Consider the following 26,204-nt stretch of genomic DNA (forward strand, 5'->3'; position numbering starts at 1 on the left):
CGGGTCAATATCGCCAGCGCGTGGCTGCTGAATGGCGATCACCAACGTCACAGTCATGGGCATGGTCACGGCCACGGACATCAACACGGTCACAGCCATGACGATCACGATCATCACGACTACGACGCCGATACCAGGCCCATTCTCACGAAATCCGGCCAACTGATCCTCTCGGTTTTCGAGGACGGCGTTCCTCCCGTATTTCGCCTGACCGCCCCGCATGGTCTTTCGGCTCTCGCTTTCCGGTCACTCATTTCAACGAGTTCGACAGGAACAGAATCCTTGCAACACGTTATCGAAGGCGAGGAATGCCGCCGAGGTGAACCCGGCGACATCCGGCTATTTCGTGGCCCGGCGGCCTCCTTATTTTGTCCGGAGATCGCTTCAGCATGGTGCGGCGCCAGCCGACTACCGTGAGTACGCGTCTGTCGCGATCGGATCACGAGGGCGAGGCTGCAAGACATCCCAAGTTGGCGGCCACGCCGTGGCTTGACCTACGTCAAGCCCTTCAAGGGCGTCGCCTGGCGATGCGCCGTGTCGGTGCCTTCTGAGAGGTCGTCTCAGCCAGAAAATCCGCTTGAGCTAAATCAACGAATGCGACCTGCACGGCGATACATTGAAAGAGGCGAATGCGATCAGCAGACGAAGCAGATGCAGGCACGCAGGTTCAACCTTCAACCGGAGTTGGCCATGGACGAAATCACGCACGGCTCGCGCCCCTTCTGGAAGTCGCGGTCGGCGATAGCGCTGCTGGTGTTCGCGGCTATCGCGTTGTTCCTGCTCTTTTCCGAGCACAGAGCGCATTTCCTTGGCGTGCTGCCGTATCTTTTGCTGCTTTCGTGCCCGCTGATGCATCTTTTCATGCATCACGGACGTGGGCATGGGCACGGGCATGGCAATCGCAGCCCAGCGAATGAAGAACGTTCATCGGAACACGGAGGCGACCATGAGCAGCATCGGTAACGGTTACGGACTCTGGAGTCTGGTCGTCATCAACTCGCTGGTCTTCATCATCTTCGCCTTCAGCTTCTTCAAGCCGGCAACCGGACGCGACTGGCGCACGTTCGGCGGATTTTCTGCGTTTGTCGTCGCGCTCTTCGCGGAGATGTACGGGTTTCCGCTCACCATCTATCTCTTATCGGGATGGTTACAGACACGCTTTCCGCAAACCAATCTGTTCTCACACGACTCGGGACACATCTGGTGGACGATGACGGGCCGACACGGCGACCCGCATTTCGCGCTTCCGCACATTTTGAGCATTGTTTTTATTTTCGGCGGATTCTATTTGCTGTCGACCGCGTGGCACGTTCTGTACGAGGCACAGCGCGCCGGACAGCTCGCTACAACGGGTGCATACGCAAAAATCCGGCATCCGCAATACGTTGCGTTTGTCGTCATCATGTTTGGCTTCTTGCTGCAATGGCCGACGCTTGTCACGCTGCTGATGTTTCCGATACTGGTGTTCATGTACTTCAGGCTCGCAATACAGGAAGAACGCGACTCGGAAGCGCGCTTCGGGGACGCCTGGCGAGAGTACGCATCACACACGCCGCGCTTTATTCCACGACTGCACGGGGACGGCACGGTCAAGGTTCATTAAGCTGAGTCGGGACGCACACGATGGCCTCATCACATACGCATGTTCACGGGGACTCGCAACGGGCGAGCGGGGGCATCAACCACAAACACGGGGCCGCGGACGTGGCGGACGTCCCTGCGCCGGATACCGGCGTTATCTACACGTGCCCAATGCATCCACAAGTACGTGCAACTGCCCCCGGCTCCTGTCCCATCTGCGGTATGGCGCTTGAGCCGGTGCTTCCGGCCGGGACGCAGGAGCGAAACATCGAACTGGAGTCGATGACACGGCGATTCTGGGTTGGGCTTGTTCTGTCGATTCCGCTGTTGATGATGACAATGGGCAAGATGGTTCTGCCGTTCGACATCGATTCGGCAACCGATGGGCTTTTCTCAAGTGTCCCGCACTGGATGACGGCATCGTGGTCCCAATGCGTACAGGCGTTGCTTGCCACACCCGTCGTATTGTTGGGCGGCTGGCCTTTTCTTGAGCGCGGATGGAAATCGTTCGCGACCCGGCGACTGAACATGTTCAGCCTCATCGCGCTGGGAGTCGCGGCTGCGTATGTGTTCAGTGTGTTCGCACTGTTTTTCCCTGATGCCTTACCTCAGGCATTCCGCCACGGGCAGGAGCTGCCCTTATATTTCGAGGCCGCTGCCGTCATCGTGACCCTCGTTCTGCTTGGGCAGGTACTCGAACTTCGCGCGCGCTCGCGCACGTCAAGCGCGATACGTGACCTGCTGAAACTCGCCCCGCACACGGCGGTTCGCATCGCGCCCAATGGGGTGGAGGATACTGTGCCTCTCGAAGCTGTCGTCGTGGGCGACATCTTGCGCGTCAAACCCGGTTCAAAGATTCCCGTAGACGGTGAAGTAACGGAAGGTCGCTCGAGCGTCGATGAATCGATGATCACGGGCGAATCCATTCCTTCGGAAAAGGTTGCAGGGAGCAAGGTGACGGGTGCAACGGTCAACCAGACTGGAACGTTCCTGATGCGCGCGGAGAAGGTCGGCTCCGACACGCTGCTCGCACGCATCGTGCAAATGGTCGCGGACGCAGGCCGTTCGCGTGCACCTATCCAGAAGCTCGCCGACCAGGTGTCGGGCTGGTTTGTGCTGGCGGTCATTGGCATCGCAGTCGCTGCGTTTCTGGTGTGGGCTGTTGCAGGACCTACTCCTGCGCTCGCAAACGCTCTGGTCGTCGCCATTAGCGTGCTCATCATTGCGTGTCCCTGTGCACTCGGGCTCGCCACGCCCGTGTCTATCATCGTTGGTGTTGGCCGGGGTGCCCAAGAGGGCGTGCTCATCAAGGATGCGGAAGCTCTCGAGCTGATGGAGAAGGTGGACACCGTCGTCGTCGACAAGACGGGTACGCTGACAGAGGGAAGACCGCGCGTTCAGAATGTGGTCGCGGTCAGACCTGCAAAGGAGTCGCAGATTCTCGGCTATGCCGCCAGCCTGGAAGGCGCAAGCGAGCACCCGCTCGCGCAGGCAATCACGACATTCGCGAAAGAAGCGGGAGCCGCGACCTCACACGTCGACACCTTTGACTCCGTGCCGGGCAAAGGGGTAACAGGAAAAATCGGTGGACATGCGGCCTCCCTGGGTAACGCCCGGTTGATGGCGGACCTGGGCGTTGATTGTGGCTCCGTGGAGCGCGACACGGACCGCCTGCGCGAGGCCGGGCAAACCGTCATGTATCTCGCGATTGACGGCTCGCTGGCAGGCTATATCGGCGTTGCTGACCCTGTTAAAGGCACGACACCGGAGGCCGTGCGGCAGTTGAAGGAAACCGGTGTACGGATTGTGATGCTGACGGGTGACAATGAGGTCACGGCTCGCGCGGTCGCCGCGTCGCTGGCCCTCGATGACGTCAAGGCGGGTGTTCTGCCAGAAGACAAATACATGCACGTCCAGGAACTGCAAAAGTCGGGGTGCGTCGTGGCCATGGCAGGCGACGGCGTGAACGATGCCCCCGCGCTCGCTCAGGCCAATGTGGGCATCGCGATGGGGACGGGCACTGACGTCGCAATGAACAGCGCTCGCGTCGTGCTCGTGAAAGGTGACCTTCGGGGCATCGCGCGGGCTCGCTCGCTAAGCATGGCGACGATGAAGAACATCCGCCAGAACCTGTTCTTTGCGTTCGCCTATAACGCCATCGGCATCCCCATTGCGGCAGGGGTCCTCTATCCGTGGCTCGGTATTCTCCTGAGCCCGATTATCGCCAGTGCGGCGATGGCGCTGAGTTCAGTGTCTGTCATCGGGAACGCACTGCGGCTGCGAGGAATTCGGACGTGAATCGCTATCCAGGACGGGGCGCGGAGTTGCGAGCCAGGTGCTAGCAGTGCGCCTGTCTATCCAATTCTTTGCCGATTCGAGGGTTTCCGATGGAGCTGCTGAGCATTCTGTTCGGCAAATTGCTGCGACGGTCTTCCCACATGGAGCCCGAAGCTGACGACAGCGACCGACCGGGTTGGCGATTTGTCCTTCGCCGCACCGGCTTTCCGAAGTTGTTGTTGGCCATTGTTCTGGTCCTTGGCGGTCTCTGGCTGTTTCTCGGAATCCTCGAAGACATCATCAGCAAGGACCCCTTGGTCACCGTCGACCGGGTGCTTCACGACGGACTGCAGAGACTTCGCTTTCCTTTTGTAGACCACATTATGGTGGCCGCTTCGGAGCTTGGCGATGCGGCCGTTACGCTACCCGTGTCTCTGGCCGTGCTTGTTGTGCTGCTGTTTCGGCGCGAATGGCGCACCGCAGGCTATTGGATTGCGGCTGTGGTGACGGCGGAGATATTCGTCAAAACCCTCAAATTCGCCGTTCAGCGGTTACGGCCAGTATCCATCTACGATGGCATTGAGAGTTTTTACTTCCCCAGCAGCCACGCCACATTGAGTATCGTCGTTTATGGCTTCCTCACTTACCTCGTGTGCCGAGGCAGACAGAGGCAGGTGCAACTCAGGATTGCGATGACAAGCGGCTTGGTAATAGCGTTGATTTCTTTTTCCCGCATATACCTTGGTGTCCATTGGTTTTCTGACGTCCTGGCGGGCCTCAGTGTCGGTACCGCCTGGATTGCGTTTCTGTCAGTCACCCATCATCTCCGTGACCGCGACAGGCAGGGCTCCACCGCACTGTGGGTCGTCGCGCTTTCCACTTTTCTAGCGAACGCCGTGGTGCACATTTACTTGCGTCACAGCTTTGACTTTATCCACTATGCCATGTAGCAAAGGGTATCGCCATTCGAATGCTCCGCTCACTTCGAAGCGTGCCGCAGCACCGGAAGGGTGTCATGCGGATGAGCAGCGTCCCCCTTGAACCGGACTACATGCTGATAAGCGGGCCCCAGTCTGCCTCCGGGCAGGTTGCCTACTTGCTGCCGTGTTTGGCCTGCCATTGCCGCATCAAGGCAATTTCTTCTTTCTGCGCTTTCACGATACTTCGTGCCAGCTTTTTCATCTCAGGGTCCTTACCGTACTTGAGTTCAACCTCGGCCATGTCGATAGCGCCCTGATGATGGGGAATCATGTGCGTGACGAAGTCCTTGTCGGCATCACCGGTATAGGACGGCGCCTGCATCTGCTGCATCATTTTCTGGTCTGCGGCCTTAAATGCCGACGTTGAGCCAGATGCTCCGGCGTCAGAAGCGCTGCTCATATCCATGCCCGGCATGGACGCGCCTTGCTGGGCACTTGCGAGGCCAGTCGTGAGACCGAACATCAATGCAGCGCAGACGGCCAACGAACAATTTGGGATTCTCGTTTGCATGTTCACCTCCTTGTTTCAATGTTGTTGCGACAGGGCTTGACCCAGTGCACTGTGAATGCAAATCACGACCTCTCTGACTTGCGGTCCTATAAATCAGGGACTGTTGTCAGGCTGAATTCAGAACGATGACGTTTTCCGCCCACGCGGGTGCCTGAACCGTCAACACGAAAACCAGCGCTGCTAATACAGTCCGCATGCCACCATCTCCCCGCGCTTAAGACGTGGTTGCCGTCGGATGGATACCGGCCGCCTCAATTGCAGAGGCAATCTGCCCCTGCTTCAGCGCTGACCCGACCTTCCCCGTTTTTGCCGCGACATCAATTTCGACTTTGGCAGCCGGGTCCAGGTTTGTTATCGCCCTGCTTACGGCGCTGGCACATCCGCCGCATGACATGTCGGGCACGTTGAATTCCGTTTTTCCGGCTCCTTGTAACTGGCAACCTCTACAGAATGCACCTTCCCATGGTGGGAAGGTCAACGGGGGCGAAATTGCCGGTCCAACATCGCAACGCCGTGGATGCCTTCGCAAAGATCGATTCATCTGGCCCGCCAACCTCACGCGCGCGAGTGAAACTACCGCAACTCCACCTCTTTACCGTTACACACTGACACGTTCGCGCGCTTACAGTGGCCTTGACACCGTGCTAGACTTTGCACCCATGTCCTATTGGCGCAAACTCTTTCTCGTCGTGTTGCTTGCACTGAGCCTTCCGGTTCAGTCGTTTGCGGCCGTCTCGATGGTTTGTGCTCCTTCGGAAGCGGCCGGTGACGAATCTGTCACTCACCAGCTCGGCCAATCTGGGTCGATGGACGAAGACGAGGTCGTCGCGGACGTTGATGACCACGATGGCCATGACCATAACGGCGGCCACCACGCTCACGCGTGCCTCACCTGCGCATCCTGCTGTGTCGGTGCAGCGCTACCCGCCGTGTCTGCGGGTTCCGCTGCGGCTGACCTGACCCATTTCTCTGTCCCCCTGCCTGCAGACGCCGGCGTCGCCTTGTTCCTGACCGGCGGCATCGAACGTCCTCCCCGGTCCATTCTCGTCTAATCCACGCAATCGCGGCCGCTGGCTGCGACCGGAAAGTCTTTCTGGAGCCCGTCATGGCCTCCGGATGGTTCACGACGAGAAAAATTCATGCGAACAATATCTGCGGCGCTTATCGGCGCGGGTGCAGTGTTGCCGTTGCTCGCGCACGCCACGACTGCTGTGCCCGACCCGACAGATGCCGGGGCATCGGTTCCGGCTGTCACTGTGCAGTCTGCGTTTGACGGTTACAAGTCCTGGCAGGACGGGGAAACACCCGGCTGGCAACAGCTAAATCGCGCTGTCGCGCCGGGCCAAGGCAAGACCGGAACGAAACACAGTCAGCAAGCCGGTTCCCAACAAGAGGGGAAGAGCGGGCACGAGCACGGAGGGGAGTCGAAATGATTCGATACCTCGCTCCTAACCGCGTGGCATGCATCGCTATCGCGACAACACTCCTTGCCGGCTGCACGACGTTCTCCAGGGACGGGGGATTCAACACCGTATTGACGACCGCGTCTGAGCGGCTTGGCAAGGATGCGGTCTACGTCAAAACGGACGAAGACCGCGACGCCGTTTTCAAGCGCACTCAGGAACTGCTGTCGAAGCCGCTTGGTATGGACGATGCGGTTCAGGTCGCGCTGCTGAACAACCGGGGACTACAGGCGTCGTACGCCGAACTCGGCATCTCCGAGGCTGACCTCGTGCAGGCGGGCCGTCTGCCCAATCCGGGTTTTAGCTTCAGCCGGACGCACTGGAGCGATGGCATCAGCATCAGCCGGACCTTCTCGATGGGCGTGCTGGGTGTGCTCACTCTGCCGGTGGCGACCCGCATTGAGAGCCGCCGGTTTGAGCAGACGAAGCTTGAGACGGCCAACGCGATGCTCATCGTCGCTGCTGATGCCAGAAAAGCATACGTCAACGCCGTAGCTACGGAGCAGTCCGCTCTTTACGCCGCCCAGGTCAAGGACTCGGCGGAAGCTGGGGCAGAACTCGCGTTGCGCATGCGTCAGGCCGGCAATTTCAGCAAGCTCGACTATGCGCGCGAGCAGGCTTTCTACGCCGAGTCGGTCGCACAACTGGCCAAGGCCCGGCAGCAGTCGGTCGTAGCCCGAGAGAAGCTTACACGCACGATGGGCTTGTGGGGCGCAGGAACCCAGTACAAGCTGCCGGACCGTCTGCCTGACGTGCCGAAGGACAGGCCTCAACTGAATGACGTCGAGAGCTTTGCGATGCAAAACCGCCTGGATATTCAGGCGGCGAAACTGAGAACACAAGGCGTTGCAACTTCGCTGGGTCTGAGCAAGGCGACCCGGTTCATCAATGCGCTGGATGTCGGCTATCTCGACAACTTCGAGACCGACAAGGGGCACGAGCACGGGTACGAAATCAGCGTCGACATTCCCATCTTCGATTGGGGCAGCGCGAAAGTCGCACGGGCCGAAGCCATCTACATGCAGTCGGCGAACCGGCTCGCGCAGACGGCGATTGATGCACGTTCCGAGGTTCGCGAGTCGTACTCCGCCTACGTGACGAGCTACGACGTTGCCAGGCACTACCGCGATGAAGTCGTGCCTGTGCGCAAGACCATCTCGGATGAAATGCTGCTGCGCTACAACGGCATGCTGACAAGCGTATTCGAACTGCTCGCCGATTCGCGCGACCAGGTTGCGGCCGTCAACGGATACATCGACGCACTGAAAGAGTACTGGCTTGCGGAGACGGACCTTCAACAGTCGCTGGGTGGCCGGCTTCCGCCGCTTGCCATGGCGCAAACGCCCGACGTACCGCGCAGCGCTGAAGCGCCGACTCCTGCCGCACAACCAGCACCGGCTCCGATGCAGGACTCGCCGTTGCCCGCTCCCGGGACGCAGCCCGCGTCGCCGACGAATTCAGAAGGTAAGTGAACATGATTTCACGTCGAAATTTTCTCGGCGGCTCAGGGGCGGCGCTCCTCGGCGCGGCGTTGGTCAGCAAGGCGGGTGCGGCTGCACTTCCAGAAGCGGCAATCATGGAAAAAACGGCGACCCAGCCGCCGCTTGTGCCGCCCAATGGTCGCCCCTATACGCCGGTGGCCACGCTGAACGGATGGACGCTGCCCTGGCGGATGAAGAACGGCTGGAAGGAGTTTCACCTCATCGCCGAGCCGGTCGTTCGCGAAATGGCGCCAGGCATGAAGGCAAACCTTTGGGGCTATAACGGCCAGGCACCTGGCCCGACCATCGAGGCTGTCGAAGGTGACAAGGTCCGTATCTTCGTGACCAACAAACTGCCGGAACACACCACGGTTCACTGGCACGGGATGCTGGTGCCATCCGGGATGGACGGCGTGGGCGGTCTTACGCAGCCGCACATCCCGCCCGGCAAGACGTTCGTCTATGAGTTCCAGCTCGAGAAACACGGCACGTTTATGTATCACCCGCATGCCGACGAGATGGTGCAGATGGCCATGGGGATGATGGGCACGTTCATCGTGCACCCGAAAGACCGCAGCGTCATGCAGGTGGACCGCGACTTCGTGTTCCTGATGTCCGCCTACGACATCGACCCGGGCAGCTTCACGCCGCGCGTCAACGAAATGACGGACTTCAACATGTGGACGTGGAATGCACGGGTCTTTCCTGGCGTCGACCCGTTGCCCGTACGCGCAGGAGACCGGGTGCGCATTCGCTTCGGCAATCTGACGATGACCAATCACCCCATTCATCTTCACGGATACAGCTTCGAGGTCGCAGGAACCGACGGCGGATGGATTCCTCCTTCCGCTCGCTGGCCGGAAGTGACCGCCGACGTCGCAGTCGGTCAGATGCGCGCCATCGAGTTCACGGCAAACCGGCCCGGTGACTGGGCGTTTCACTGTCACAAGTCGCATCACACGATGAATGCGATGGGGCATCAGGTTCCGAACCTGATTGGCGTACCGCAGAAGGACTTGGCGAAACGTATCAACAAACTTGTGCCGGACTACATGGCGATGGGCAGTTCCGGCGGCTCGATGGGGGAGATGGAGATGCCGCTACCGGACAACACGCTGCCGATGATGACGGGTACCGGGCCATTTGGCGCGCTGGAAATGGGCGGCATGTTCACCGTCGTGAAAGTGCGGGAGGGACTCGGCCGCAACGATTACCGCGACCCGGGCTGGTTCAAACACCCGAAGGGAACCGTTGCGTACGAGTACACGGGTGAACTGCCGGGTAGCTGAGTTCGTAGAAGGCTGGACATGATTCCAGCCGGGATTTGTTATTTCAACTGTGGGAGAGAGCGTGATGAAGAACGCGATTGTTTCGATTGTGATGGGGTGTGCGGTGGCCTTTTCTGCAAGCACCTATGCGGCCGGTGACATGGGCAACATGAATATGGCAAGCGGTGCACAACAGGGCACGAGCGCGAAGAGCAGCATGTCGCACGGCGAGGTCAAGAAAGTGGATGCCACCGCTGGAAAGCTGACCATCAAGCACGGTCCGCTCGAAAACCTCGATATGGAAGCGATGACGATGGTGTTCAAGGTCAAGGACCCGGCCATGCTGTCCCAGGTAAAGGCCGGCGACATGATTGATTTCGTCGCAGAGGAGATTGACGGCTCCCTCACGGTGACGAAGCTGCAAAAGCAATGAGTATCCGCTGGGGCGCCAGACATGTTGCAACGAGAGCGCCCCGATTCAAACAAGGGAGGTAACAATCATGAACGTATTGATGCGTAACTCTATTGCTCGTGCAGCGGCAGCCGCCACGCTTGTGCTTTCGCCTATGCTCGCATTCGCCCACGGTAAACTGGAAAGCGCAACGCCATCGGCTGGCAGCACAGTCGATGTATCGCCAGAGTCGCTCCGCCTCACTTTTAACGAGGACCTGGAGTCTTCGTTCAGCATGATCAAGGTCGTAGATGCATCCGGTGCGCCCGCGACCAACGAAAAAGCCAAGGTCGACTCTTCGAACCCGCGCGTGCTGATGGTCGCGGTTCCGAAGCTTGCATCTGGCTCCTACACAGTGCAATGGGCCGTCATGACACATGACGCTCACAAGACGAAAGGCACCTACACTTTTGCGGTGAAGTGATGAACGACGGTTTCCTCGGCGTTTTGCGGCTGGCATTTGTGGCGCTCCAGAACATCAGTTTCACCGTGCTTGTGGGCGCATTGCTAAGTGACACATGGTTGTCTCGCAGTACATCGCGATGGCAGACCAGGGTCAGCTGGCATTTGCTTCTTACCTTGCGCATGGGTTCGTTCACTGCGATCGTCTCCAGTGCCGTCGCGTTCTGGATTCACTGCGCGCTGATGAGCGAATCCTCGCTCGTGGACGCAGGACCCGCCGTTCGCTCGATGCTGATGGAAACCAGCTTTGGTCACGCATGGCTGGCAGGCGCAGCAGCGTCGCTGGTAGTGCTCATTCTGTCGCTCGCGCAGTCTGGACATCCGATACGCTTCAAGCCGGCAATCTGGCTCGGGCTCGCGAGCGTCGCAATGTCACGCAGTCACGCGGGCCATCCTGTCGATGCGGGCGTGCTGAGCTTTCCGGTTTGGGTCGACTGGTTGCACATGCTCGCTATCAGCGTATGGGCCGGACTCGTTCTCGTGACAACGTATATCGTTGTGCCGCGCATGTTCAATGCGCCCGTCACAGAGCGTGCGAACAGTGTGGTATTCGTTCAGTCGCTGTCTTATACCGCCACGCTCGCGCTGGTTATTCTCTTTATCACCGGCGCATACAGCGGCTGGCGCGGAGTGAATTCACCGGAGAGCCTGGTGACGTCGTCATATGGGCAAGTGCTGCTGCTCAAGTTTGTGCTGGTGCTCATCGCCGCAGCGCTCGGTGGACACAACCGGTTCTTCGAGATGCCGCGACTTCTCGCCTCGCTAAGGGGTGCCCAACGGGAAGCCACTGTCCATCCGTTGAAACGGTTTGCCGCTGTTTTGCATGCCGAGTCTGTCGTACTGGCCGGTGTGCTGGTCGCCGCAGCAGTTCTTGCATCCAGTCCCCTGCCAGGGACCACATGAACTGCGATCGGAGAGTAAAGACAACGTCCGAACGTCGCGCGCGCCCAGCCCCGACTGCCCGAGGAACTCGACCCGTTTTTCGCGCGAAGAAACACTGGCCGGTCTTCACTTTGTCGTCTTCTCCATGCTTATGCTTGTCCATGCAATTCCAGTACTTGGAAGTTCATAACAGGCTCATCCAGGGGATATAGTTTTCACGGTGCCTACGATTGGCGCGGCATGTGTGCGAAAGCCCACATATGCTCGCAGGTGAAATAGATACGAGGCGTTGCCAGGCGACTGCGTCGATTTCATCGGCTTGTCAGACAGGCCGGGCATGCTTGCGACAGAAGGGGAAACCCCCGCGTGTTTATAACGCCTTCCAACCCGCCCTGAAGAACAGGAATAGTTCATTGAACTGGGTAATCAGTTCAAAAGACAAAAGAAACGCCAGCATATAAGCAGGCCCTGGATAACCGTTCATCCATCGCAGGATCGGTCCTGCAAGACGTGATCTGACAAAATCCCGCGTTGCGATACACGTGATGGCTACGCCGATGGCCGCTCCCGCGAGAACATCAGTCGGATAATGCAACCCAAGGTACACCCGCGGCAGGCATATGAAGATAGCTGTGTACAACAGCGCGAGCGTGCCGACGCGTCGTGAGACAAGAAAGATGCCCGTCGCTATCGACATCCATAGCATCGCGTGATCGCTAGGAAAGGAACTCCACGTGCGCACGACGGCATCATGCAGGCCGACAGAGGGAAAGTCCAGGTGCATTTCCGGGCTGTAGAGCGGCCGCTGCCGGAACGGCAAGCAATATGCGAGAAGCCTGCCGCTCGCAAGCGATAGAAGACCACTTATGACCGTCGCGATGATCATCTCACGCTTCCATTCACCACGCGGCCCCGGTTTGAACCACATCCAACACAACACGGGTATAAGGACGAGGCCTTTGAATATGACCTGGCCCGCTATCACCCTTATCGCGTGATTCACTGCCGGCGAGTGGAAAGCGTTGTGCGTCAGGAAGATCTGGACTGCTGTATCGAAACTGTTCATTGCCGCACCAATCTCTTTCGGTTCTCGAGTAGGTGGCCCGGTCAGGGCGATGAATACGAACCGTCTTAAAGACTATCGTGCCTGTATTCGGTTCGAGCGACGCGTTCGTCAACGGAGCCGGTAGTGCCGCAACGGGCTATCTCCGCCAGCCGTGCCCGTAACCGCCGAAGCCGATGCCGACATCGACGGAAGGTGGCGCGTAGTACGCCGGCCCATATCCATAGGCCGGCGCAGGCGCGTAGCTGTATGGTGGAACGACAATGCAGCCTGACAAGCTAACCGCGAGCGAAACAACACTCAAAAGTTTGACCATGTTTTTTCTCCGTGCGCGGATTTTAGATGGCGCACGTATTCTGATTCGCAACGAAGTGTGTCCGAACGTAACTGGTCAGGCCCAGCCCTTTGATCAGTTTGCGAATTGGCGTGTGGAAGTTCGCTTGGTTGCGACAGTCTGCGTTTGCCATGAGCGCGAAATGAGCTACCGGGACTGGATAGAGTACGTGCTCTCAGCATTGCTCAGAAGCACCGTCCAGAACTTCACGGCTCTGTCGTCAACGTTCCGCTCTCGTCCGATCCCGTCTGTGTCTTCTCCACACGTTCAATCTGCACGCGCATCGACCGCGCGTCTGGCAAACCCAGGGCTTTCGCCGCAGCGTAAGAGAGATCGATAATCCGGCCTTTGATGTATGGTCCACGATCGTTGATGCGAACGACAACCGACTTTCCGGTAGCCAACGATCTGACGCGCACATAGCTGCCGAGCGGTAATGTTCGATGGGCGGCAGTCAAGGTGACACCATCGTAGCGTTCTCCGTTTGCGGTCAGATGCCCCTGGAACGTTACCGAATACCATGACGCCTCACCGGATTGCAACATCTCGTGCTCGTTCCGAAGGCGACAGGAATCAGCTCTGCACATAGCATGCTCGGACGGAATCTGTCCGCAAGCAGTGAACAAAGCGCAGATTCCCAAGACTCCCAAATAGCGAAGTGATAACACCATAGAGCATCCGCCAGTAATTGAGACGTGATTCTAACGGTCTCCAAAAGTTTGCGTTGGCGGCGTGGCAGGGTTATGTCGCATCTTAACCATACTTTAGGTGACAAGCGACGCGCGACGGGTTACACGCATTTTGCCCCGAGTTTATGGCGCAACGCCGTTGAGTTGACCACTCTATTCCCGCATTGTGGAAAGCCAGAAGGAAGTCAGCGCCATGATTCCGTTCCGGCGCGGGAGTCCGTTGCCCCGTTGTTGGATTATACGTTGCCTCATGTCGATGCTTGGGCTGCGATGTTTTTGCGCTCGAATCGGATGATCGCTTGTTGGCCCGAAGAGACGTTTTGATCTCGACGCTGCAGTGTTCGCGAACGGATGATACCGGCCGTCAGTTCGCGTTCAAACTAATCTCGGGAAAGCCGACGTGGCGGACCTCAACGTCGGCTTTATAGAACCTTTATCCAATTGGTACTCTCGGCCACAAAAGAAGCACTCACTAAACAGTCGCGAATGTCCGTTCACACAGACCTTTCCGACCGACGCCAGTGTTTGGGACGTTTATTTCCACAGCCGGCCTGACTGTGCTCTGGTCGTCGGGTTGAATGAGAAGGATGATGTGTTCGTGCGCGATTTCGATCCGCTTCTTTCCGCTGTAATGCTGGTGGTGACGAAGCCGCGCGGGCGCATCCAGTGTGGATACCCTGGTCAGGACAGACGTAAGATGTCTCGACCTGTTAGTCCTCGGCTGCTGAGATTGCGATACAGCGCACGAACACCGAAGGTCCACGGAGCGATTTCCGTGCATAAACCGACGGTGTTGACTAGCGCACCAAGGGGCGGAGCCGAGATTGTCACGAGGTCACCGAGGTGGTGGGTAAAGCCCGATCCCGGGGCATCACGATCCATGATTGGCGAAAACATCGTGCCGAGAAAGAGCATGAATCCATCTGGATACTGGTGGTGATCGCCATGGGTTTGCGCGACGAGATCTGCCGGGTCGCGGCTGATCTGACTCATGTGACTCACACCTTCCAGCACGAAACCATCATCAGCGCCTTCCACGCGCAGAGACACGCTCGTCTGTCGAACGGTGTCGAGAGTGAAGTCGCCATCGAAGAGGCGGATGAATGGGCCGATCGCGCAGGAGGCGTTGTTGTCCTTGCACTTACCAAGCAGTAACGCGGAGCGTCCTTCGATATCGCGCAGGTTTACGTCGTTACCAAGCGTGGCGCCGACCGGCTCGCCGTTACTGTCGACGGCCAAAACGATTTCAGGCTCCGGGTTGTTCCAGGCCGACGAAGGCAATAGTCCGATGGGGGCGCCGAAGCCGACGGCCGACATAGGTTGCGACTTGGTGAAGACCTCGGCGTCCGGACCAAGGCCGACTTCCATGTATTGCGACCACGCGCCACGGCGTAACAGCTCTTCCTTCAGTCTTGCCGCGGCATCAGAGCCCGGGCGGATTTTTGACAGGTCGGTGCCGATCAGTGCGGTGATGTTTTCTCGCACACTAGCCGCTTTGTCGCGGTCGCCTCCGGCCTCTTCCTCGATCACGCGTTCAATGAGACTGACGGCGAAGGTGACCCCACATGCCTTGACAGCCTGCAGGTCACATGGTGCGAGGATATATTGTTTGCCGGAGGCATGGGCCGCGTGGGTCTGCATCAGGAGTTCTTTGACAGGCCCCAGAGCTTCCCCCCGCCCCTCACTGGCGATTTGCACGCGGTCGTCGCGATCGAGCAGGTCCGCCATCGTCGGTGCGGACGCAGTGATATCGAAGACTTCTCCCTTACGGACAGCGATCACGCATGGGCCTTCGCCCGCTTCGGTATGTCGCCATAAGCGGCCCACGAGGAGCGCTGAATCCAGATCAGACGGCAGCCAGTTGGACTGGGTTGATGTATTCATGATGTTCTCTGTGTGAAGGTCAGGTGATCGCGCCGATCTGCCAGGGTACGAACTCATTTTGTCCGTAGCCGTGAAGTTCGCTCTTTGATCGCGTACCCGATGCGGCTGCCAGCATGAGTTCGAAAATCTGCTGGCCCATTTCGTCGACGCTCTTCGTTCCGTCGAGGATCTCTCCGCAGTTCAGGTCGATATCCTCTTGCTGTCTGCGCCATAGTTCGCTATTGGTGCTCAGTTTCAACGAGGGCGAAGGGGCGCAGCCGTACGCGGAGCCGCGCCCCGTTGTAAAGCAGATCAGGTTGGCTCCGCCTGCTACCTGGCCCGTTGCCGAGACGGGGTCATAGCCCGGGGTGTCCATGAAGACCAGACCGTGTGCGGATACCGGCTCTGCATAGCGATACACGTCAACCAGGTTCGTCGTACCGCCCTTGGCGACAGCGCCCAGCGACTTCTCGAGGATCGTCGTCAGGCCACCTGCCTTATTACCCGCCGACGGGTTGTTGTTCAGGTCTGCGCCCATGCGCGCACAATATTCTTCCCACCAGTGAATGCGCTCGATCAGCTTTTCTCCGACCTCGCGTGAAATAGCGCGGCGGGTGAGCAGGTGCTCGGCGCCGTATATTTCCGGTGTCTCGGACAGAATGGCAATGCCGCCGTGGGCAACAAGACGGTCGACTGCAGCACCAAGCGCTGGATTCGCCGAGATACCCGAATAGCCGTCGGACCCGCCGCACTGCAAACCGACCACGAGATTGCTTGCGTCGACTGCCTCCCGCTTCACTCGATTGGCCTCCGGCAGCATCGTCTGCACCGCCTCGATGCCAGCCGCCACTGTGCGTGACGTGCCTCCCGTGGCCTGAATGGTCATGACCTTCAGCGCGTTGCCCGCCTCCAGCCCCTGACTTTCGAGTAGGCCACCAATCTGATTGGTCTCGCACCCGAGTCCGACGATGAGCACAGCCGCAAAATTAGGATGTCGTGCGTATCCACCGAGTGTTCGACGGATCAGTGCCAGGCCTTCGCCTTGTGAGTCGATCGCGCAACCCTGGCCATGCGTGAGTGCAACGACTCCATCCACGTTCGGATAGTCGCGTAGCAATGCGGGTTTGAAGTGATCCGCAATGGCACGTGCAACCGTCGCAGAGCAGTTCACGGACGTGAGAATGCCGATGTAGTTGCGCGTCGCGACGCGTCCATCAGGACGGACGATGCCCATGAAGCTTGCGCGGCTCGCGACGGGCGCTGGCTTCGCGTCTTTTCCAAACGCATAGTCACGGTCGAAGCTGCCCATCGACAGGTTATGCGTGTGGACGTGGTCACCGCAAGCGATGTCGCACGAGGCAAAGCCGATGATCTGCCCGTACCGTCGAACCGGCTCGCCTTGCTGGATGGCACGTGAGGCGACCTTGTGGCCAGGGGCGACCAGCCCCCGGACGGTTACGCGGCCACCGTCCACCTTTGTGCCACCCACAAGCTGCTGTCGCGCGATGATCACATCGTCATCAGGATGCAGTCGCACGGTGACATCTGCGTCCGCTGTTGAAGTTTCCATACTGTCTCCGATCGTCTGATTCGTGTAGTGAGGGGCGCGCCGAGGCGTCTATCGCGGCGTGGGTTCGGGCGCGTGCTCCGGAATCAGGCCATCGTGTTTCAACGCCTGCCAAAGGCCTGGTGGGATGCGCACGGACATCTGTTTCACATTCTCATGAACCTCGTCAGAATTTCGTGCCCCTGCGATTACCGCGCAAACAGGCTCAGGGGCGCTGCAGAATTGCAATGCTGCGGCCTTGAGGCTCACGCCAAACTCAGCGCAGCGCGCTGCCATCCGGGATGCCTTCTCGACCATTTCTCCCGGTGCGGTGTTGTATTCGAACGTCGTGCCTCCAGCAAGAAGGCCGGAGTTATAGGGGCCGCCGATCACCAGCTTCGCGTCGCACTGGATACACGCAGGAATCAGGCTCTTCAGGGCCGTTGTATCCAGCAAGGTGTAACGCCCCGCGAGCAGGAAGATGTCGGGGTCCGAGTCAGCCAGAGCACTGACACACGGTTCAACCCGGTTGACGCCCAGGCCCCACGACTGAATCATGCCTTGTGCGCGCATGTCGGATAGCGCCCGGGCTGCCCCGTTGATAGCGGTGCGGTACTGCCTCTCCCAATCGGGGCCGTGCGTGTCTTCGGCTATATCGTGGATGAAAATCACGTCGATCCGGTCAACGCCCAAGCGCTTCAAGCTATCCTCAATGGATCGGTACGCACCGTCGAACGAGTAGTCGTATTCGACGCGAAAAGGCAGGCCATTGACGTAGCCATGCTGCATCGACGGCACTGACTCATCACGGATGAGCCGCCTGCCGACTTTCGTCGACAGAATGAAGTCATCACGCGGCATGTCGCGGAGTATCTGCCCCAGGCGCCGCTCCGACAGGCCGGTGCCATAGAAAGGTGCCGTGTCGAAATATCTGACTCCATTTTCCCACGCGGCCCGTATCGTATCCTCAGCAAGCTGGTCGGGCACGACTGAAAAGAGGTTGCCCAAAGGCGCGCCTCCGAAGCCGATCGGGCTGGGAAAAGTACCACCATTTGCTGGCCGGAACAGTCGTTTCTGGATTTCCATTTTGTCTCCTTCGCAATCGATTCGCCGCGCCGAGCGCAATGCAAGTGCTCTTGATCATTAACCGGCGGGCTGCGGATAACACGCTGCCCGCTGATTCCAGTCTCACCCGCGCAGGCGTGATCTCGCAGCCGGTAAAATGAGTGGGCTGTTTCTACAAAGATCGCCGCCCGGTTTTCCAAAGGAGGACAAGGCGGCATAACCCGGAGGCGCCTCTGTCGCCATGCCGGAGAACTTGCACACAACGTTCTTACCTGGCGAGATGTGGTAGATGACGCACGTACACCAGCGCATCGAACGCCAGGTCGTGCCTGACCCGCATTGACGACGAGAATTAATGACGACGTTGTCAATCTGGAATCCTAATAATGTTGATCATCGCATGTGTAATGCGATGATCAATGTCAGCCGTCAGTTTTGCCTAGAGTGCCAGGCCGCAATGTGATGCGGGCAGCCGTCGGAAGATCGATGTTTTCTTCCGTTCCCGCTATATCCGTTTTCTTCACGCGCGACTTTTTGCCGGAACTGTCGCGTGCCGTCGCGCTTGCAATCCGCTGGCTTTCCGTCTTGCCGACCGCCGCCGGACTGCTGCACGATTGACGCACGACCAGTTCCGGCGGAAAGACCATATGCCGAGGGCTTCGCTCGTCTCCCCTGATGCGCTCGAGCAGCATGTTGAGCGCCGCTTCGGCCATCGCGTCAACGGGCTGCCGTACTGTGGTCAGCGCGGGAGAGAAAGCGTTCGCCCATGGGAAATCGTCGATCGCGGTGACTGATACGTCCGTAGGACACGTGAAACGCTTTTCCGCCAATGCCCGCATCGTGCCAATCAGCATCTGGTTATTGGCTACGAAGATAGCTGACGGCGGCTCAGGGAGACTCATTAGCTCAAGCGCTGCGGTATGGGCGTCTTGCTCACCGAATGCGCCCTGTCGCACGTAGTCGGGATTGACCGGCAGATTCGCGGCTGCGATCGCCTGGGTGAAGCCGCGCAAGCGATCTCGACCGGGCAGCAGGTTCTGCGGACCGGAGATGATTGCGACGCGCCGATGGCCAAATTCCAGAATGTGCTGTACTGCAAGGCGTGCTGCGGCAACGTTATCGAGAGCAACTGAATCCCATTCGTTGGGGCAGACCACGTGGTCAACCGTTACAACGGGCATGATTCCGATCTCCGAACGAACCTTGTCGTAGGCTTCTTCGGGTGCCGACGCACAGAGGATCGTGCCGACGGCCAGATGGGCGCGGAGCATGCGCAGATAGGCACGCTCCTGTTCAAGATCCCGATCGCTGTCAAATAACAGAAGGGAGTAGCCTTGGGCGTGAGCGCGCTTCTGAATGGAATGCACGAACTCGGTGAAGAATGGATTTGTGATGTCCGGGACGACCAGGCCCAATAGCTTGGTGGTGCCTTTTTTCAGGCTGCTCGCGACTGTGTTCGGAGCGTAACCCAACGCCTTGACAGCGACGCGCACGCGCTCCGTGAGGTCTGGACTCACGTAGGTCGATCCCGACAGGACCGCCGAGACGGTAGCCAGACTTACGTCCGCAAGACGTGCGACATCCTTCATTGTTGCCATGATTTTCCTGCCACGCAGTTGTGCCCCGAGCTTCCTACCCGTTCAGTTCCACCATCCCGCATGCTCGCGCTTCGGCTGCCGCAAGATGCCGTCCGGCGTGCGGGGCGGCTCGATTTCGAGCAGAAAGCGCTGTGCAGGTGACATCCGCTCGTACATTTCCGGGGTGAGATGGTCGATCTGGACGAGCTGCTGCGGGAGGTCACGCCGAGTATACGTGAGATGCAGTACCCGACGGTATGCGTCGTTCTTTTTGAGTGTGCCGCTGTGCCAGCCCGACGCGTTCATGATGAAGACGGTGCCAGCCCGACCAGTCAGATAGACCTCGCCCGGGTACGGTGCGTCCAGATCAGCGGGAATCCGTTTGCGGTCTTCTTCGGAAATGGGGCCGGGTTCCCAGTCGCCCTGGTTTACAACAGGCACGTTAATCGGTGCCCATTTGTGCGAACCGGGCACCACCCGCGTCGGGCCATTGTCCAGCGTCATGTCGTCAAACAGGATGACCGCATTCACCACCCACCAGTCATCTTCGAAGCACTTCGGCACGTCGACGTGCAATTGCTGGTGACCGAACCCCTTCACCGGATCGCGGAGATTGGCGCCATGCACCTTGATCTCCCCCAGCAGCTTGTGGGCTGTGGCCAGCACCGGCTGCAGTTCGAGGCACCTGTCGAACACTGACGTCTTGTTGAAGATGTTCGACACGCGCCGCGCACCGGGCTCGACGTGAACTTCATGTCCACCCGTGAGGCGCTCGGCTTCATGGAGCCGCTCAAATTCGCGGGCCATCGAGCGGCACTCGTCCGGGCTCAGCACATCTTCGACGACGAAAAATCCTTTTTCGTCGAGTTCCTTCAGTTGCGCGCTGGCCAACTTGTCGCTGATACCCAGTTCATGCATCGCCTGTCTCGTGTACATGAGTTCTGTCTCCGTCAATTTCGTTAGCGGGCGAAACGATTAGCGAAACGTTTCGCTGAGGGGATTTATAGCAAGCATGGATCGATAGATACATCCGGGTTTCCACCAAGTAGCCGCAGATTAAACGGCCATCTAGGGCATTTCGAATCTCATTTGCCCATGTTTACCCGAGGTTAATTGACTTTGCGGAAAAGAGGTCTTAGATTCAACGAAACGTTTCGCTAAACGTTTCGCCGCGAGCCCGCAGGCACTTGAGTTTTCAAACCCGGAAAGAGACAGGAGACAGACATGAACAGCTTGAAGAAGCCGCTGTGCACAACGCGCCCCGTGCGCACACGCCGTCGTGTGATCAGTGCAGTCGTGGGCGCGCTTATGCTCTCGGCGCTGGCCGCACCTGCAGCGCACGCGGACAAGGATCATCCGGTCGTGGCCCTGTTGCCCGGGGTGGTCGATCCGTTCTATTTCACGATGTACCACGGTGCCCAGAAGGCGGCGGCGGAGGACAAGGCCCAGCTGCTTTTCCAGCTTCCGAAAAGCTGGAACACGACGGAGCAGGTGCCGATCCTCAAGGCATTCATTGCCAAGCGTCCCGATGCGATCCTGGTTTCTCCCGTCGACGCGCAGCAACTGATTGAGCCGCTGACGGAAGCAAAGAATGCGGGAATCAAGGTCATCACTGTGGATACGTATATCGGCACCGGGCGGTATCAGACGGGCAGCGGAAACGCGGACTTCCCGCTTTCGTTCGTAGCGTCTGACAACAAGGAAGGCGGACGTATTGCCGCACGAACGCTCGCCAAGGCGATCGGCGAAAAGGGCATCGTCTTCTGCGAAAGCCTCAAACCGGGCGTCTCGAGTACCGATGCGCGGGTGCAGGGCTTCCAGGAAGAAATGAAGAAGCATCCGAACATCAAGGTGCTGCCGACGCTGTATAGCGAAGACGACGCGAACAAGGCTGTTTCGGATGTATCGGGTGCGATGGCGCGTGAGCCGGGTCTATCCGGCGTATTCGGCACCAATACCTTCTCCGGCAAAGGCGTGGCGCAGGCGATCCACATGGCCGGAAAAAGCGGCAAGGTCAAGCTGATCGTTTTCGATGCCGTCCCGGGTATCGATAAGGATATCAAGAGTGGCCTGGTCGACTATGCGATTGCCCAACGCCCAGCCGACATGGGTTACTACGGCGTCAAATATGCAGTCGACGCAATCCGCGGCAAGCCGGTTCCGACGGAGAAAAGCACAGGTTTCGTCGTGATGGACAAGTCCAACATCGACAACGCTGACGTCAAGCAATACATCTACTCCAACTGATTTGTGCCGGCGGCGGCTCGAAACCGCCGTTGTGATTTGCGGAGCTATCTGGAGACATTGCAATGCAAAAAGCCACCTCACTTTCCGGTCAGCCACGAGCGACTGGCATATCGCGGGCTCCCAGGACGATCGACTACAAGGCCCTGATCGGCCGTTTTTGGCCCTGGCTATTTCTGGCGGTGTTGTGCCTCTTCTTTGAAATCTGGTCGCAGGTAATTCAGCAGCGCTCCTTCGTTTTCAATGCCTATAACCTGCAGTCGATAGCACTTGCGGCAAGTGCACCGATGCTTCTCGCGATTGGTCAGACGTTCGTGATCATCACTGCCGGCATTGATCTGTCCGTGGGGTTTGTCATGGGCCTTGCGGCGGTGTGCGCAGCCCAGTTCACTTTGCTCGGAGGTTCATCGCCGTGGGCGCTTGGCCTCTCCGTGCCGCTGACTATTGCTGTATCAGTCATTCCAGGCGCTATCAACGGTACGCTCGTTGCGCGATATCGTGTTCCCGCATTTATCGGGACGCTCGGGATGTACGGTATTGCCCGTGGTGCCGGCTTCCTCGCTGCAGGCAGCGGCATGACTGTCTCGGTGGATAACCCGGGACTGCAATGGCTCGGCTCCGGGTGGAATCCCGTCATTGTCACGGTGGTACTGCTGGCCGCCATGCACTTCATCCTGTCGCGCACCCGCTTTGGCCAATATACCTATGCGGTAGGTGGTAATGAGCAGTCTGCCGCCAGAGCAGGCATTAACGTACGTCGCCACAAGATCGTGATCTACATGCTCGCGGCAGCGTTCGCTGCAGTCGGCGGCATCGTCTATACGGCTCGATTCTCTGCCGGATCGGCCACGGCTGGCGAACCGATGCTGCTCAACTCCATCGCCGCAGTCGTCATCGGAGGCGCAAGCCTGTTTGGCGGTACCGGCAACCTGATCGGCACGTTGATCGGCGCTCTGATCATCGCTGTGATCGAGTTTGGTCTCGTATTCATTAACGTCGATGCGTTCTGGCAGTTCATTGCGGTTGGCGTTGTCATCATCGTGTCGGTGCTGATCGACCAGTACAAGGAACGTCTCGGAGTCTAATCATGAACCAGCCGCTACTTGAAGTGCGTAACGTATCAATTCGCTTCGGAGGCGTCGAGGCGCTCAAGAAAGTGTCGATGAAGGTGTACCCCGGCGAGGTCGTCGCATTGTGTGGTGACAACGGCGCCGGCAAGTCGACGCTGATCAAGATCATCTCGGGCGTTTATCAACCGAGCGAAGGCGAGGTGCTTTTCGATGGTCAACCTCTCGACATGCGTGACCCTCACGACGCTCGTGCGAGAGGCATTGAAACGATCTACCAGGATCTTGCGCTTGCTGACAACCTCGACGTGGGCAGCAACATCTTTCTGGGACGTGAGCCGGTGAACCGTCGCTTCGGCATCAGTACCATCGACCGCCCGCGCATGGCTGGCGTCGCGCGCGAGGTGTTGGACCAACTCGACATCATCATTCCCGAGAAGAAAATCCACGGTCCGGTCAAGATGCTCTCTGGCGGGCAGCGTCAGGCTATCGCAATCGGACGTGCAATTTACTGGAATGCGCGGGTCCTGATCATGGACGAGCCCACGGCCGCTTTGGGCGTGCCAGAGCAGCGAAAGGTGATGGAACTGATCCTTGGGCTGAAGAAAAAAGGCGTCTCGGTCATTCTGATCTCGCACAATCTGCTCGACATTTTCAGTGTGTCGGATCGCATCTTTGTTCTTCGACGCGGCGAGGCCGTGGGCGAAAAGCGGGTGAGCGAAACCGACGGCGAATCAGTAGTCAAGATGATGGTTGGCGACGAATACGCCGCTACGAAGGCTGCAGCCTAAGCATGAAAAATTGCACATCCGACAGATCGCCTCTCGGGTGCGCAAGCGAAACACGGAGAACACTTAATGCAACGAATGGGAATGGTCATCCACATCAAGCCCGAGAAGATCGACGAGTACAAGGCGCTGCACGCGGCTCCGTGGCCAGCGATTGTCGAGCGGCTCCAGCGTTCAAATGTCACCAATTACTCGATATTTCTCAAGGAGCCGGAAAATCTTCTTTTCGGATACTGGGAATACGTCGGGGCAGACTTCGAGGCGGATATGGCTGCGATCGCGGCCGATCCCGAAACGCAAAGGTGGTGGAAATTGACCGACCCATGTCAAGTGCCCCTTGAGTCGCGAAAACAGGGCGAGCATTGGGCAATGATGGATAACGTGTTTCACATTGACTAGGTTGCTCCGGACCTGACGAAAGGAAAAAGTGAGTGATTCTGCCGAGCGCAGCCAGTGCGAAGATGACAGGTTGCGCTCGATCGCGTTCAAACCGTGACCGATCGAACAATCAATCACGGCAGGGCTTCTCAAATACAATAGTCTCAAACAGTTCGTAATCCGCAGTCGCTTTCTGATCCGCACCGGGCGCATGATAATAGTTCATCGTGATAGATGTACGGCCGCCGCGTTCGCCCGGATCAACATCGAACACTGCGATGCCATAGCCCGTCTCGGTATCCCGCCGGGCGGACCAGATCGCGTCTTCGACTGCGTCAGGCGCGGGCCGGACGAATGTGCCTCCTGTCGCGCTTGCGACGGGGCGGTTGGGCTTAGTGAAGACCATTGCCTGCGGCAGGCCCGTACCCGTATCAATGCCGTAGACATCGAGTGGTGCGCTAGTGCCGCCGCCGCCGAGAATCAGGTGCACGGTGCCGCGTGACGTGTCGACGGGATCATTGGCGCGATGCGACGTCACCACAGGCCGTGGTTGAAGGGTATCGACGCGGTCGCCGGTAGCCGCATCCCGGCCGGCGTAATGATTGCAGCCACGCACAGGATGGCTGCGCTCATAGTCGTGATCGTGGCCGCACAGCACGAGATCGACGCCGTATTGGTCAAACAGCGGCAGCCACGCCTCGCGGATGCCCTTGTCAGAGCCGTTGCCCGTCTTCGACGAACTGAGCGCGTCCTGGTGCATCTGCACCACAATCCATTCGACGCCTCCGTCACGCGAGGCTTCGCGCAGCGTGCGTTCGAGCCAGCGCGTCTGCTCTCCTTGGCTGTAGCCGCGCACATAGAATGAGGTTCCCGGTTCGATCGGGGAATTGCCGGTGCTCGCGGCCGGCGTCAGCGCCGATGGTCCAGCAACGAAGGCGGCCGAATCCTGGTAAATAACGTCGTCCGCATCGAGCGAGATGAACAACACAGAGCTCACGCGGAAACTATACCAATGCCCTGCAAAACGTGTGCCGTTGTCGGGCAGCATGTAGCGCGTAAGGTAGGAGTCAAAGCCTTGCTTGCCGTTGTTGAATTCGATCTCGTGATTGCCAGGGCAGGGCATCCACGGACGATTCGTTGCGGATGCCTGCACATTATTGCCAAAGTCCCGCCAAACCTCCGGCTGTTGCGTAGGGTTCAAGTTCGCATAGCATAGGTCGCCGTTGAGTAGATGAAAGAGTGGCTCGAAGCGTTCGACGGCTTGAACGGCGTAACGGCTTTGCAGCGAAGACAAAACCCAACCTACGTTGGGCGTCGCGAGATCGCCATAGCTCGTGAAGCGGAATTTGTGACGGCCGCGCGCAGCAGTGCGAAACATCGCGCTGAACGGCTGGCTGGCATTGCTATCATTGTCGGCCGTGACTTCGTACTGATATGTCGTGTCGGGACGTAAGTCACTTAAACGAGCGTGGTAGGTGCAGACGATCTCGCCGCTCAGGCCGTCGGTATAAGTGCGCTGCACCGCGTGTACCAGATGCTCAAGACCTTCGTGTGTCCGAAGACGAACCCGTGGTTTGATGGCCTGCGTGAGCGACGCCCAACTTACGATGATTTCGCTTGCTGGATCCGTACCCCACGTGAGGTGGATCTGTTCGGGCGTGCCGTCGCGCACTGATGATGCGGCCCTGGCCGACAGACTTATTGCGTTCGCCGCTGTGGTGATGCCCGAAGCGCCAGCCAGTTTGAGAAAGCCACGGCGTGATGCCAACGACGCGGAGTCTTGCGAGGTTTTCGTGACCATGGACGTATTGTTTCCCGGTGGCAATGCATGGATTGGCGAGATGGCTGTATGCGCCCGAACTCTGGGGACGGGATTGCTGTGGAAAAGTTGCCTTGCGGCAACCGCGTGCGGGCAACCGGTGGACAAGGTCGGATAACCGAATAGGGCGCTCGGTTTCCCGAACTTTGCCCACCGGTTGCCCCCACTTTCCCATAGCGTTCGAAGGACCACACAGCAACATCACCACTGGCAATTTGGATAAAAAACCAAGTCAACAATAGCCGGTGCGACGATTCGCGGATAACGCGTGGGTGTTCTTCTTCGACATGTTTCGATCTCGCGTTGGATGGAGCACGACGCAGAAAAACGCAGCGCGGCGGGCGCGTCGGCGCTGGTAAGGAACGCGGAGGAAAGCTCATTCCGGGCAACACGATATTCCCAACTGTGTTACCTC

Annotated in this window: 24 protein-coding genes; 14 read left to right on the plus strand and 10 right to left on the minus strand. The window is 58.7% G+C overall.

The genetic code is table 11. The features are described 5' to 3' along the window. Window positions 1-489: 489 nt before the first annotated feature. The 4 genes from J8I87_RS46345 to J8I87_RS21180 all read left to right on the plus strand — a co-directional run bounded on the left by J8I87_RS46345 (window position 490) and on the right by J8I87_RS21180 (window position 4,808). Window positions 490-963, plus strand: coding sequence for a DUF2933 domain-containing protein (locus tag J8I87_RS46345; RefSeq protein WP_409518783.1), 474 nt, complete (start codon window positions 490-492; stop codon window positions 961-963). Further along, window positions 947-1,603, plus strand: coding sequence for a methyltransferase family protein (locus J8I87_RS21170; protein ID WP_209933799.1), 657 nt, complete (start codon window positions 947-949; stop codon window positions 1,601-1,603). The genes J8I87_RS46345 and J8I87_RS21170 overlap by 17 nt, the downstream gene beginning before the upstream one ends. Window positions 1,604-1,623: 20 nt before the next feature. Next, on the plus strand, window positions 1,624-3,879 hold the full coding sequence (locus tag J8I87_RS21175) for a copper-translocating P-type ATPase (RefSeq protein ID WP_209933800.1): 2,256 nt from the start codon (window positions 1,624-1,626) through the stop codon (window positions 3,877-3,879). A gap of 89 nt (window positions 3,880-3,968) precedes the next feature. After that, entirely contained in the window at window positions 3,969-4,808 is an 840-nt protein-coding gene (locus J8I87_RS21180) for a phosphatase PAP2 family protein (protein ID WP_245254056.1), read from the plus strand. 142 nt (window positions 4,809-4,950) lie between these two features. On the opposite strand, the gene J8I87_RS21185 is transcribed toward J8I87_RS21180, so the two are convergent. Both J8I87_RS21185 and J8I87_RS21190 read right to left on the minus strand, forming a co-directional pair. Next, a complete protein-coding gene (locus J8I87_RS21185; protein WP_245254065.1) occupies window positions 4,951-5,301 on the minus strand; it encodes a DUF305 domain-containing protein in 351 nt (116 codons plus the stop codon). Window positions 5,302-5,563: 262 nt separating this feature from the next. Further along, a complete protein-coding gene (locus J8I87_RS21190; protein WP_313065353.1) occupies window positions 5,564-5,752 on the minus strand; it encodes a heavy-metal-associated domain-containing protein in 189 nt (62 codons plus the stop codon). Window positions 5,753-6,008: 256 nt separating this feature from the next. On the opposite strand from J8I87_RS21190, the gene J8I87_RS21195 reads away from it, so the two are divergent. From J8I87_RS21195 to J8I87_RS21220, 6 genes are all read left to right on the plus strand, one after another. Next, the gene (locus tag J8I87_RS21195) at window positions 6,009-6,401 is read left to right on the plus strand and encodes a hypothetical protein (RefSeq protein ID WP_209933802.1); all 393 of its coding nucleotides are present in this window, start codon (window positions 6,009-6,011) and stop codon (window positions 6,399-6,401) included. Window positions 6,402-6,778: 377 nt separating this feature from the next. After that, window positions 6,779-8,284: a TolC family protein gene (locus tag J8I87_RS21200; protein ID WP_209933803.1), complete on the plus strand. Its 1,506-nt coding sequence runs from the start codon at window positions 6,779-6,781 to the stop codon at window positions 8,282-8,284. A 2-nt stretch (window positions 8,285-8,286) separates the two neighbouring features. Beyond that, window positions 8,287-9,582: a copper oxidase gene (locus J8I87_RS21205; protein WP_209933804.1), complete on the plus strand. Its 1,296-nt coding sequence runs from the start codon at window positions 8,287-8,289 to the stop codon at window positions 9,580-9,582. Between the two features lie 64 nt (window positions 9,583-9,646). Then, window positions 9,647-9,994 carry a copper-binding protein gene (locus J8I87_RS21210; RefSeq protein ID WP_209933806.1) on the plus strand — a complete coding sequence of 116 codons (348 nt, stop codon included), beginning with the start codon at window positions 9,647-9,649 and terminating at the stop codon, window positions 9,992-9,994. Window positions 9,995-10,061: 67 nt separating this feature from the next. Next, on the plus strand, window positions 10,062-10,436 hold the full coding sequence (gene copC / locus J8I87_RS21215) for a copper homeostasis periplasmic binding protein CopC (protein WP_209933807.1): 375 nt from the start codon (window positions 10,062-10,064) through the stop codon (window positions 10,434-10,436). Beyond that, window positions 10,436-11,377, plus strand: coding sequence for a copper resistance D family protein (locus J8I87_RS21220; RefSeq protein WP_209933808.1), 942 nt, complete (start codon window positions 10,436-10,438; stop codon window positions 11,375-11,377). The genes copC and J8I87_RS21220 overlap by 1 nt, the downstream gene beginning before the upstream one ends. A 349-nt stretch (window positions 11,378-11,726) precedes the next feature. Here the strand turns inward: J8I87_RS21220 and J8I87_RS21225 are convergent, their stop codons facing one another. The 7 genes from J8I87_RS21225 to J8I87_RS21255 all read right to left on the minus strand — a co-directional run bounded on the left by J8I87_RS21225 (window position 11,727) and on the right by J8I87_RS21255 (window position 20,411). Beyond that, window positions 11,727-12,422, minus strand: coding sequence for a phosphatase PAP2 family protein (locus J8I87_RS21225; RefSeq protein ID WP_209933809.1), 696 nt, complete (start codon window positions 12,420-12,422; stop codon window positions 11,727-11,729). 537 nt (window positions 12,423-12,959) lie between these two features. After that, a complete protein-coding gene (locus J8I87_RS21230; protein WP_209933811.1) occupies window positions 12,960-13,298 on the minus strand; it encodes a septal ring lytic transglycosylase RlpA family protein in 339 nt (112 codons plus the stop codon). Between the two features lie 825 nt (window positions 13,299-14,123). Beyond that, on the minus strand, window positions 14,124-15,326 hold the full coding sequence (locus J8I87_RS21235) for a fumarylacetoacetate hydrolase family protein (RefSeq protein ID WP_209933812.1): 1,203 nt from the start codon (window positions 15,324-15,326) through the stop codon (window positions 14,124-14,126). 19 nt (window positions 15,327-15,345) lie between these two features. Continuing rightward, window positions 15,346-16,875: a UxaA family hydrolase gene (locus tag J8I87_RS21240; protein WP_209933813.1), complete on the minus strand. Its 1,530-nt coding sequence runs from the start codon at window positions 16,873-16,875 to the stop codon at window positions 15,346-15,348. Window positions 16,876-16,923: 48 nt separating this feature from the next. Further along, complete coding sequence (locus J8I87_RS21245) at window positions 16,924-17,937, minus strand: aldo/keto reductase (protein WP_209933814.1); 1,014 nt, start codon at window positions 17,935-17,937, stop codon at window positions 16,924-16,926. Window positions 17,938-18,338: 401 nt separating this feature from the next. Next, window positions 18,339-19,514: a LacI family DNA-binding transcriptional regulator gene (locus J8I87_RS21250; RefSeq protein WP_209933815.1), complete on the minus strand. Its 1,176-nt coding sequence runs from the start codon at window positions 19,512-19,514 to the stop codon at window positions 18,339-18,341. 42 nt (window positions 19,515-19,556) lie between these two features. Continuing rightward, window positions 19,557-20,411, minus strand: coding sequence for a phytanoyl-CoA dioxygenase family protein (locus J8I87_RS21255; protein WP_209933816.1), 855 nt, complete (start codon window positions 20,409-20,411; stop codon window positions 19,557-19,559). 306 nt (window positions 20,412-20,717) lie between these two features. Here J8I87_RS21255 and J8I87_RS21260 point away from each other — a divergent pair, with 306 nt between their 5' ends. From J8I87_RS21260 to J8I87_RS21275, 4 genes are all read left to right on the plus strand, one after another. Further along, window positions 20,718-21,740 carry an ABC transporter substrate-binding protein gene (locus tag J8I87_RS21260; RefSeq protein WP_209933817.1) on the plus strand — a complete coding sequence of 341 codons (1,023 nt, stop codon included), beginning with the start codon at window positions 20,718-20,720 and terminating at the stop codon, window positions 21,738-21,740. 62 nt (window positions 21,741-21,802) lie between these two features. Beyond that, a complete protein-coding gene (locus J8I87_RS21265) occupies window positions 21,803-22,822 on the plus strand; it encodes an ABC transporter permease subunit (protein WP_209933819.1) in 1,020 nt (339 codons plus the stop codon). Window positions 22,823-22,824: 2 nt separating this feature from the next. After that, window positions 22,825-23,595 (plus strand): ATP-binding cassette domain-containing protein, encoded by a 771-nt coding sequence (locus tag J8I87_RS21270; protein ID WP_209933820.1) that lies wholly within the window; start codon window positions 22,825-22,827, stop codon window positions 23,593-23,595. A gap of 81 nt (window positions 23,596-23,676) precedes the next feature. After that, on the plus strand, window positions 23,677-23,991 hold the full coding sequence (locus J8I87_RS21275) for an L-rhamnose mutarotase (protein WP_245254058.1): 315 nt from the start codon (window positions 23,677-23,679) through the stop codon (window positions 23,989-23,991). A gap of 109 nt (window positions 23,992-24,100) precedes the next feature. On the opposite strand, the gene J8I87_RS21280 is transcribed toward J8I87_RS21275, so the two are convergent. Beyond that, window positions 24,101-25,771 carry a metallophosphoesterase family protein gene (locus J8I87_RS21280; RefSeq protein ID WP_209933822.1) on the minus strand — a complete coding sequence of 557 codons (1,671 nt, stop codon included), beginning with the start codon at window positions 25,769-25,771 and terminating at the stop codon, window positions 24,101-24,103. Window positions 25,772-26,204 lie beyond the last annotated feature (433 nt).

The sequence above is a fragment of the Paraburkholderia sp. LEh10 genome (genome assembly GCF_017814945.1).
Taxonomy (GTDB): domain Bacteria; phylum Pseudomonadota; class Gammaproteobacteria; order Burkholderiales; family Burkholderiaceae; genus Paraburkholderia.

Excerpts from the sequence above, each read along its gene's own strand:
- J8I87_RS21170 (WP_209933799.1), top strand. The coding sequence starts at position 947 with ATGAGCAGCATCGGTAACGGTTACGGACTCTGGAGTCTGGTCGTCATC.
- J8I87_RS21175 (WP_209933800.1), top strand. The coding sequence starts at position 1,624 with ATGGCCTCATCACATACGCATGTTCACGGGGACTCGCAACGGGCGAGC.
- J8I87_RS21180 (WP_245254056.1), top strand. The coding sequence starts at position 3,969 with ATGGAGCTGCTGAGCATTCTGTTCGGCAAATTGCTGCGACGGTCTTCC.
- J8I87_RS21185 (WP_245254065.1), bottom strand. The coding sequence starts at position 5,301 with ATGTTCGGTCTCACGACTGGCCTCGCAAGTGCCCAGCAAGGCGCGTCC.
- J8I87_RS21195 (WP_209933802.1), top strand. The coding sequence starts at position 6,009 with ATGTCCTATTGGCGCAAACTCTTTCTCGTCGTGTTGCTTGCACTGAGC.
- J8I87_RS21200 (WP_209933803.1), top strand. The coding sequence starts at position 6,779 with ATGATTCGATACCTCGCTCCTAACCGCGTGGCATGCATCGCTATCGCG.
- J8I87_RS21205 (WP_209933804.1), top strand. The coding sequence starts at position 8,287 with ATGATTTCACGTCGAAATTTTCTCGGCGGCTCAGGGGCGGCGCTCCTC.
- J8I87_RS21210 (WP_209933806.1), top strand. The coding sequence starts at position 9,647 with ATGAAGAACGCGATTGTTTCGATTGTGATGGGGTGTGCGGTGGCCTTT.
- copC (WP_209933807.1), top strand. The coding sequence starts at position 10,062 with ATGAACGTATTGATGCGTAACTCTATTGCTCGTGCAGCGGCAGCCGCC.
- J8I87_RS21220 (WP_209933808.1), top strand. The coding sequence starts at position 10,436 with ATGAACGACGGTTTCCTCGGCGTTTTGCGGCTGGCATTTGTGGCGCTC.
- J8I87_RS21225 (WP_209933809.1), bottom strand. The coding sequence starts at position 12,422 with ATGAACAGTTTCGATACAGCAGTCCAGATCTTCCTGACGCACAACGCT.
- J8I87_RS21230 (WP_209933811.1), bottom strand. The coding sequence starts at position 13,298 with ATGTTGCAATCCGGTGAGGCGTCATGGTATTCGGTAACGTTCCAGGGG.
- J8I87_RS21235 (WP_209933812.1), bottom strand. The coding sequence starts at position 15,326 with ATGAATACATCAACCCAGTCCAACTGGCTGCCGTCTGATCTGGATTCA.
- J8I87_RS21240 (WP_209933813.1), bottom strand. The coding sequence starts at position 16,875 with ATGGAAACTTCAACAGCGGACGCAGATGTCACCGTGCGACTGCATCCT.
- J8I87_RS21245 (WP_209933814.1), bottom strand. The coding sequence starts at position 17,937 with ATGGAAATCCAGAAACGACTGTTCCGGCCAGCAAATGGTGGTACTTTT.
- J8I87_RS21250 (WP_209933815.1), bottom strand. The coding sequence starts at position 19,514 with ATGGCAACAATGAAGGATGTCGCACGTCTTGCGGACGTAAGTCTGGCT.
- J8I87_RS21255 (WP_209933816.1), bottom strand. The coding sequence starts at position 20,411 with ATGCATGAACTGGGTATCAGCGACAAGTTGGCCAGCGCGCAACTGAAG.
- J8I87_RS21260 (WP_209933817.1), top strand. The coding sequence starts at position 20,718 with ATGAACAGCTTGAAGAAGCCGCTGTGCACAACGCGCCCCGTGCGCACA.
- J8I87_RS21265 (WP_209933819.1), top strand. The coding sequence starts at position 21,803 with ATGCAAAAAGCCACCTCACTTTCCGGTCAGCCACGAGCGACTGGCATA.
- J8I87_RS21270 (WP_209933820.1), top strand. The coding sequence starts at position 22,825 with ATGAACCAGCCGCTACTTGAAGTGCGTAACGTATCAATTCGCTTCGGA.
- J8I87_RS21275 (WP_245254058.1), top strand. The coding sequence starts at position 23,677 with ATGGTCATCCACATCAAGCCCGAGAAGATCGACGAGTACAAGGCGCTG.
- J8I87_RS21280 (WP_209933822.1), bottom strand. The coding sequence starts at position 25,771 with ATGGTCACGAAAACCTCGCAAGACTCCGCGTCGTTGGCATCACGCCGT.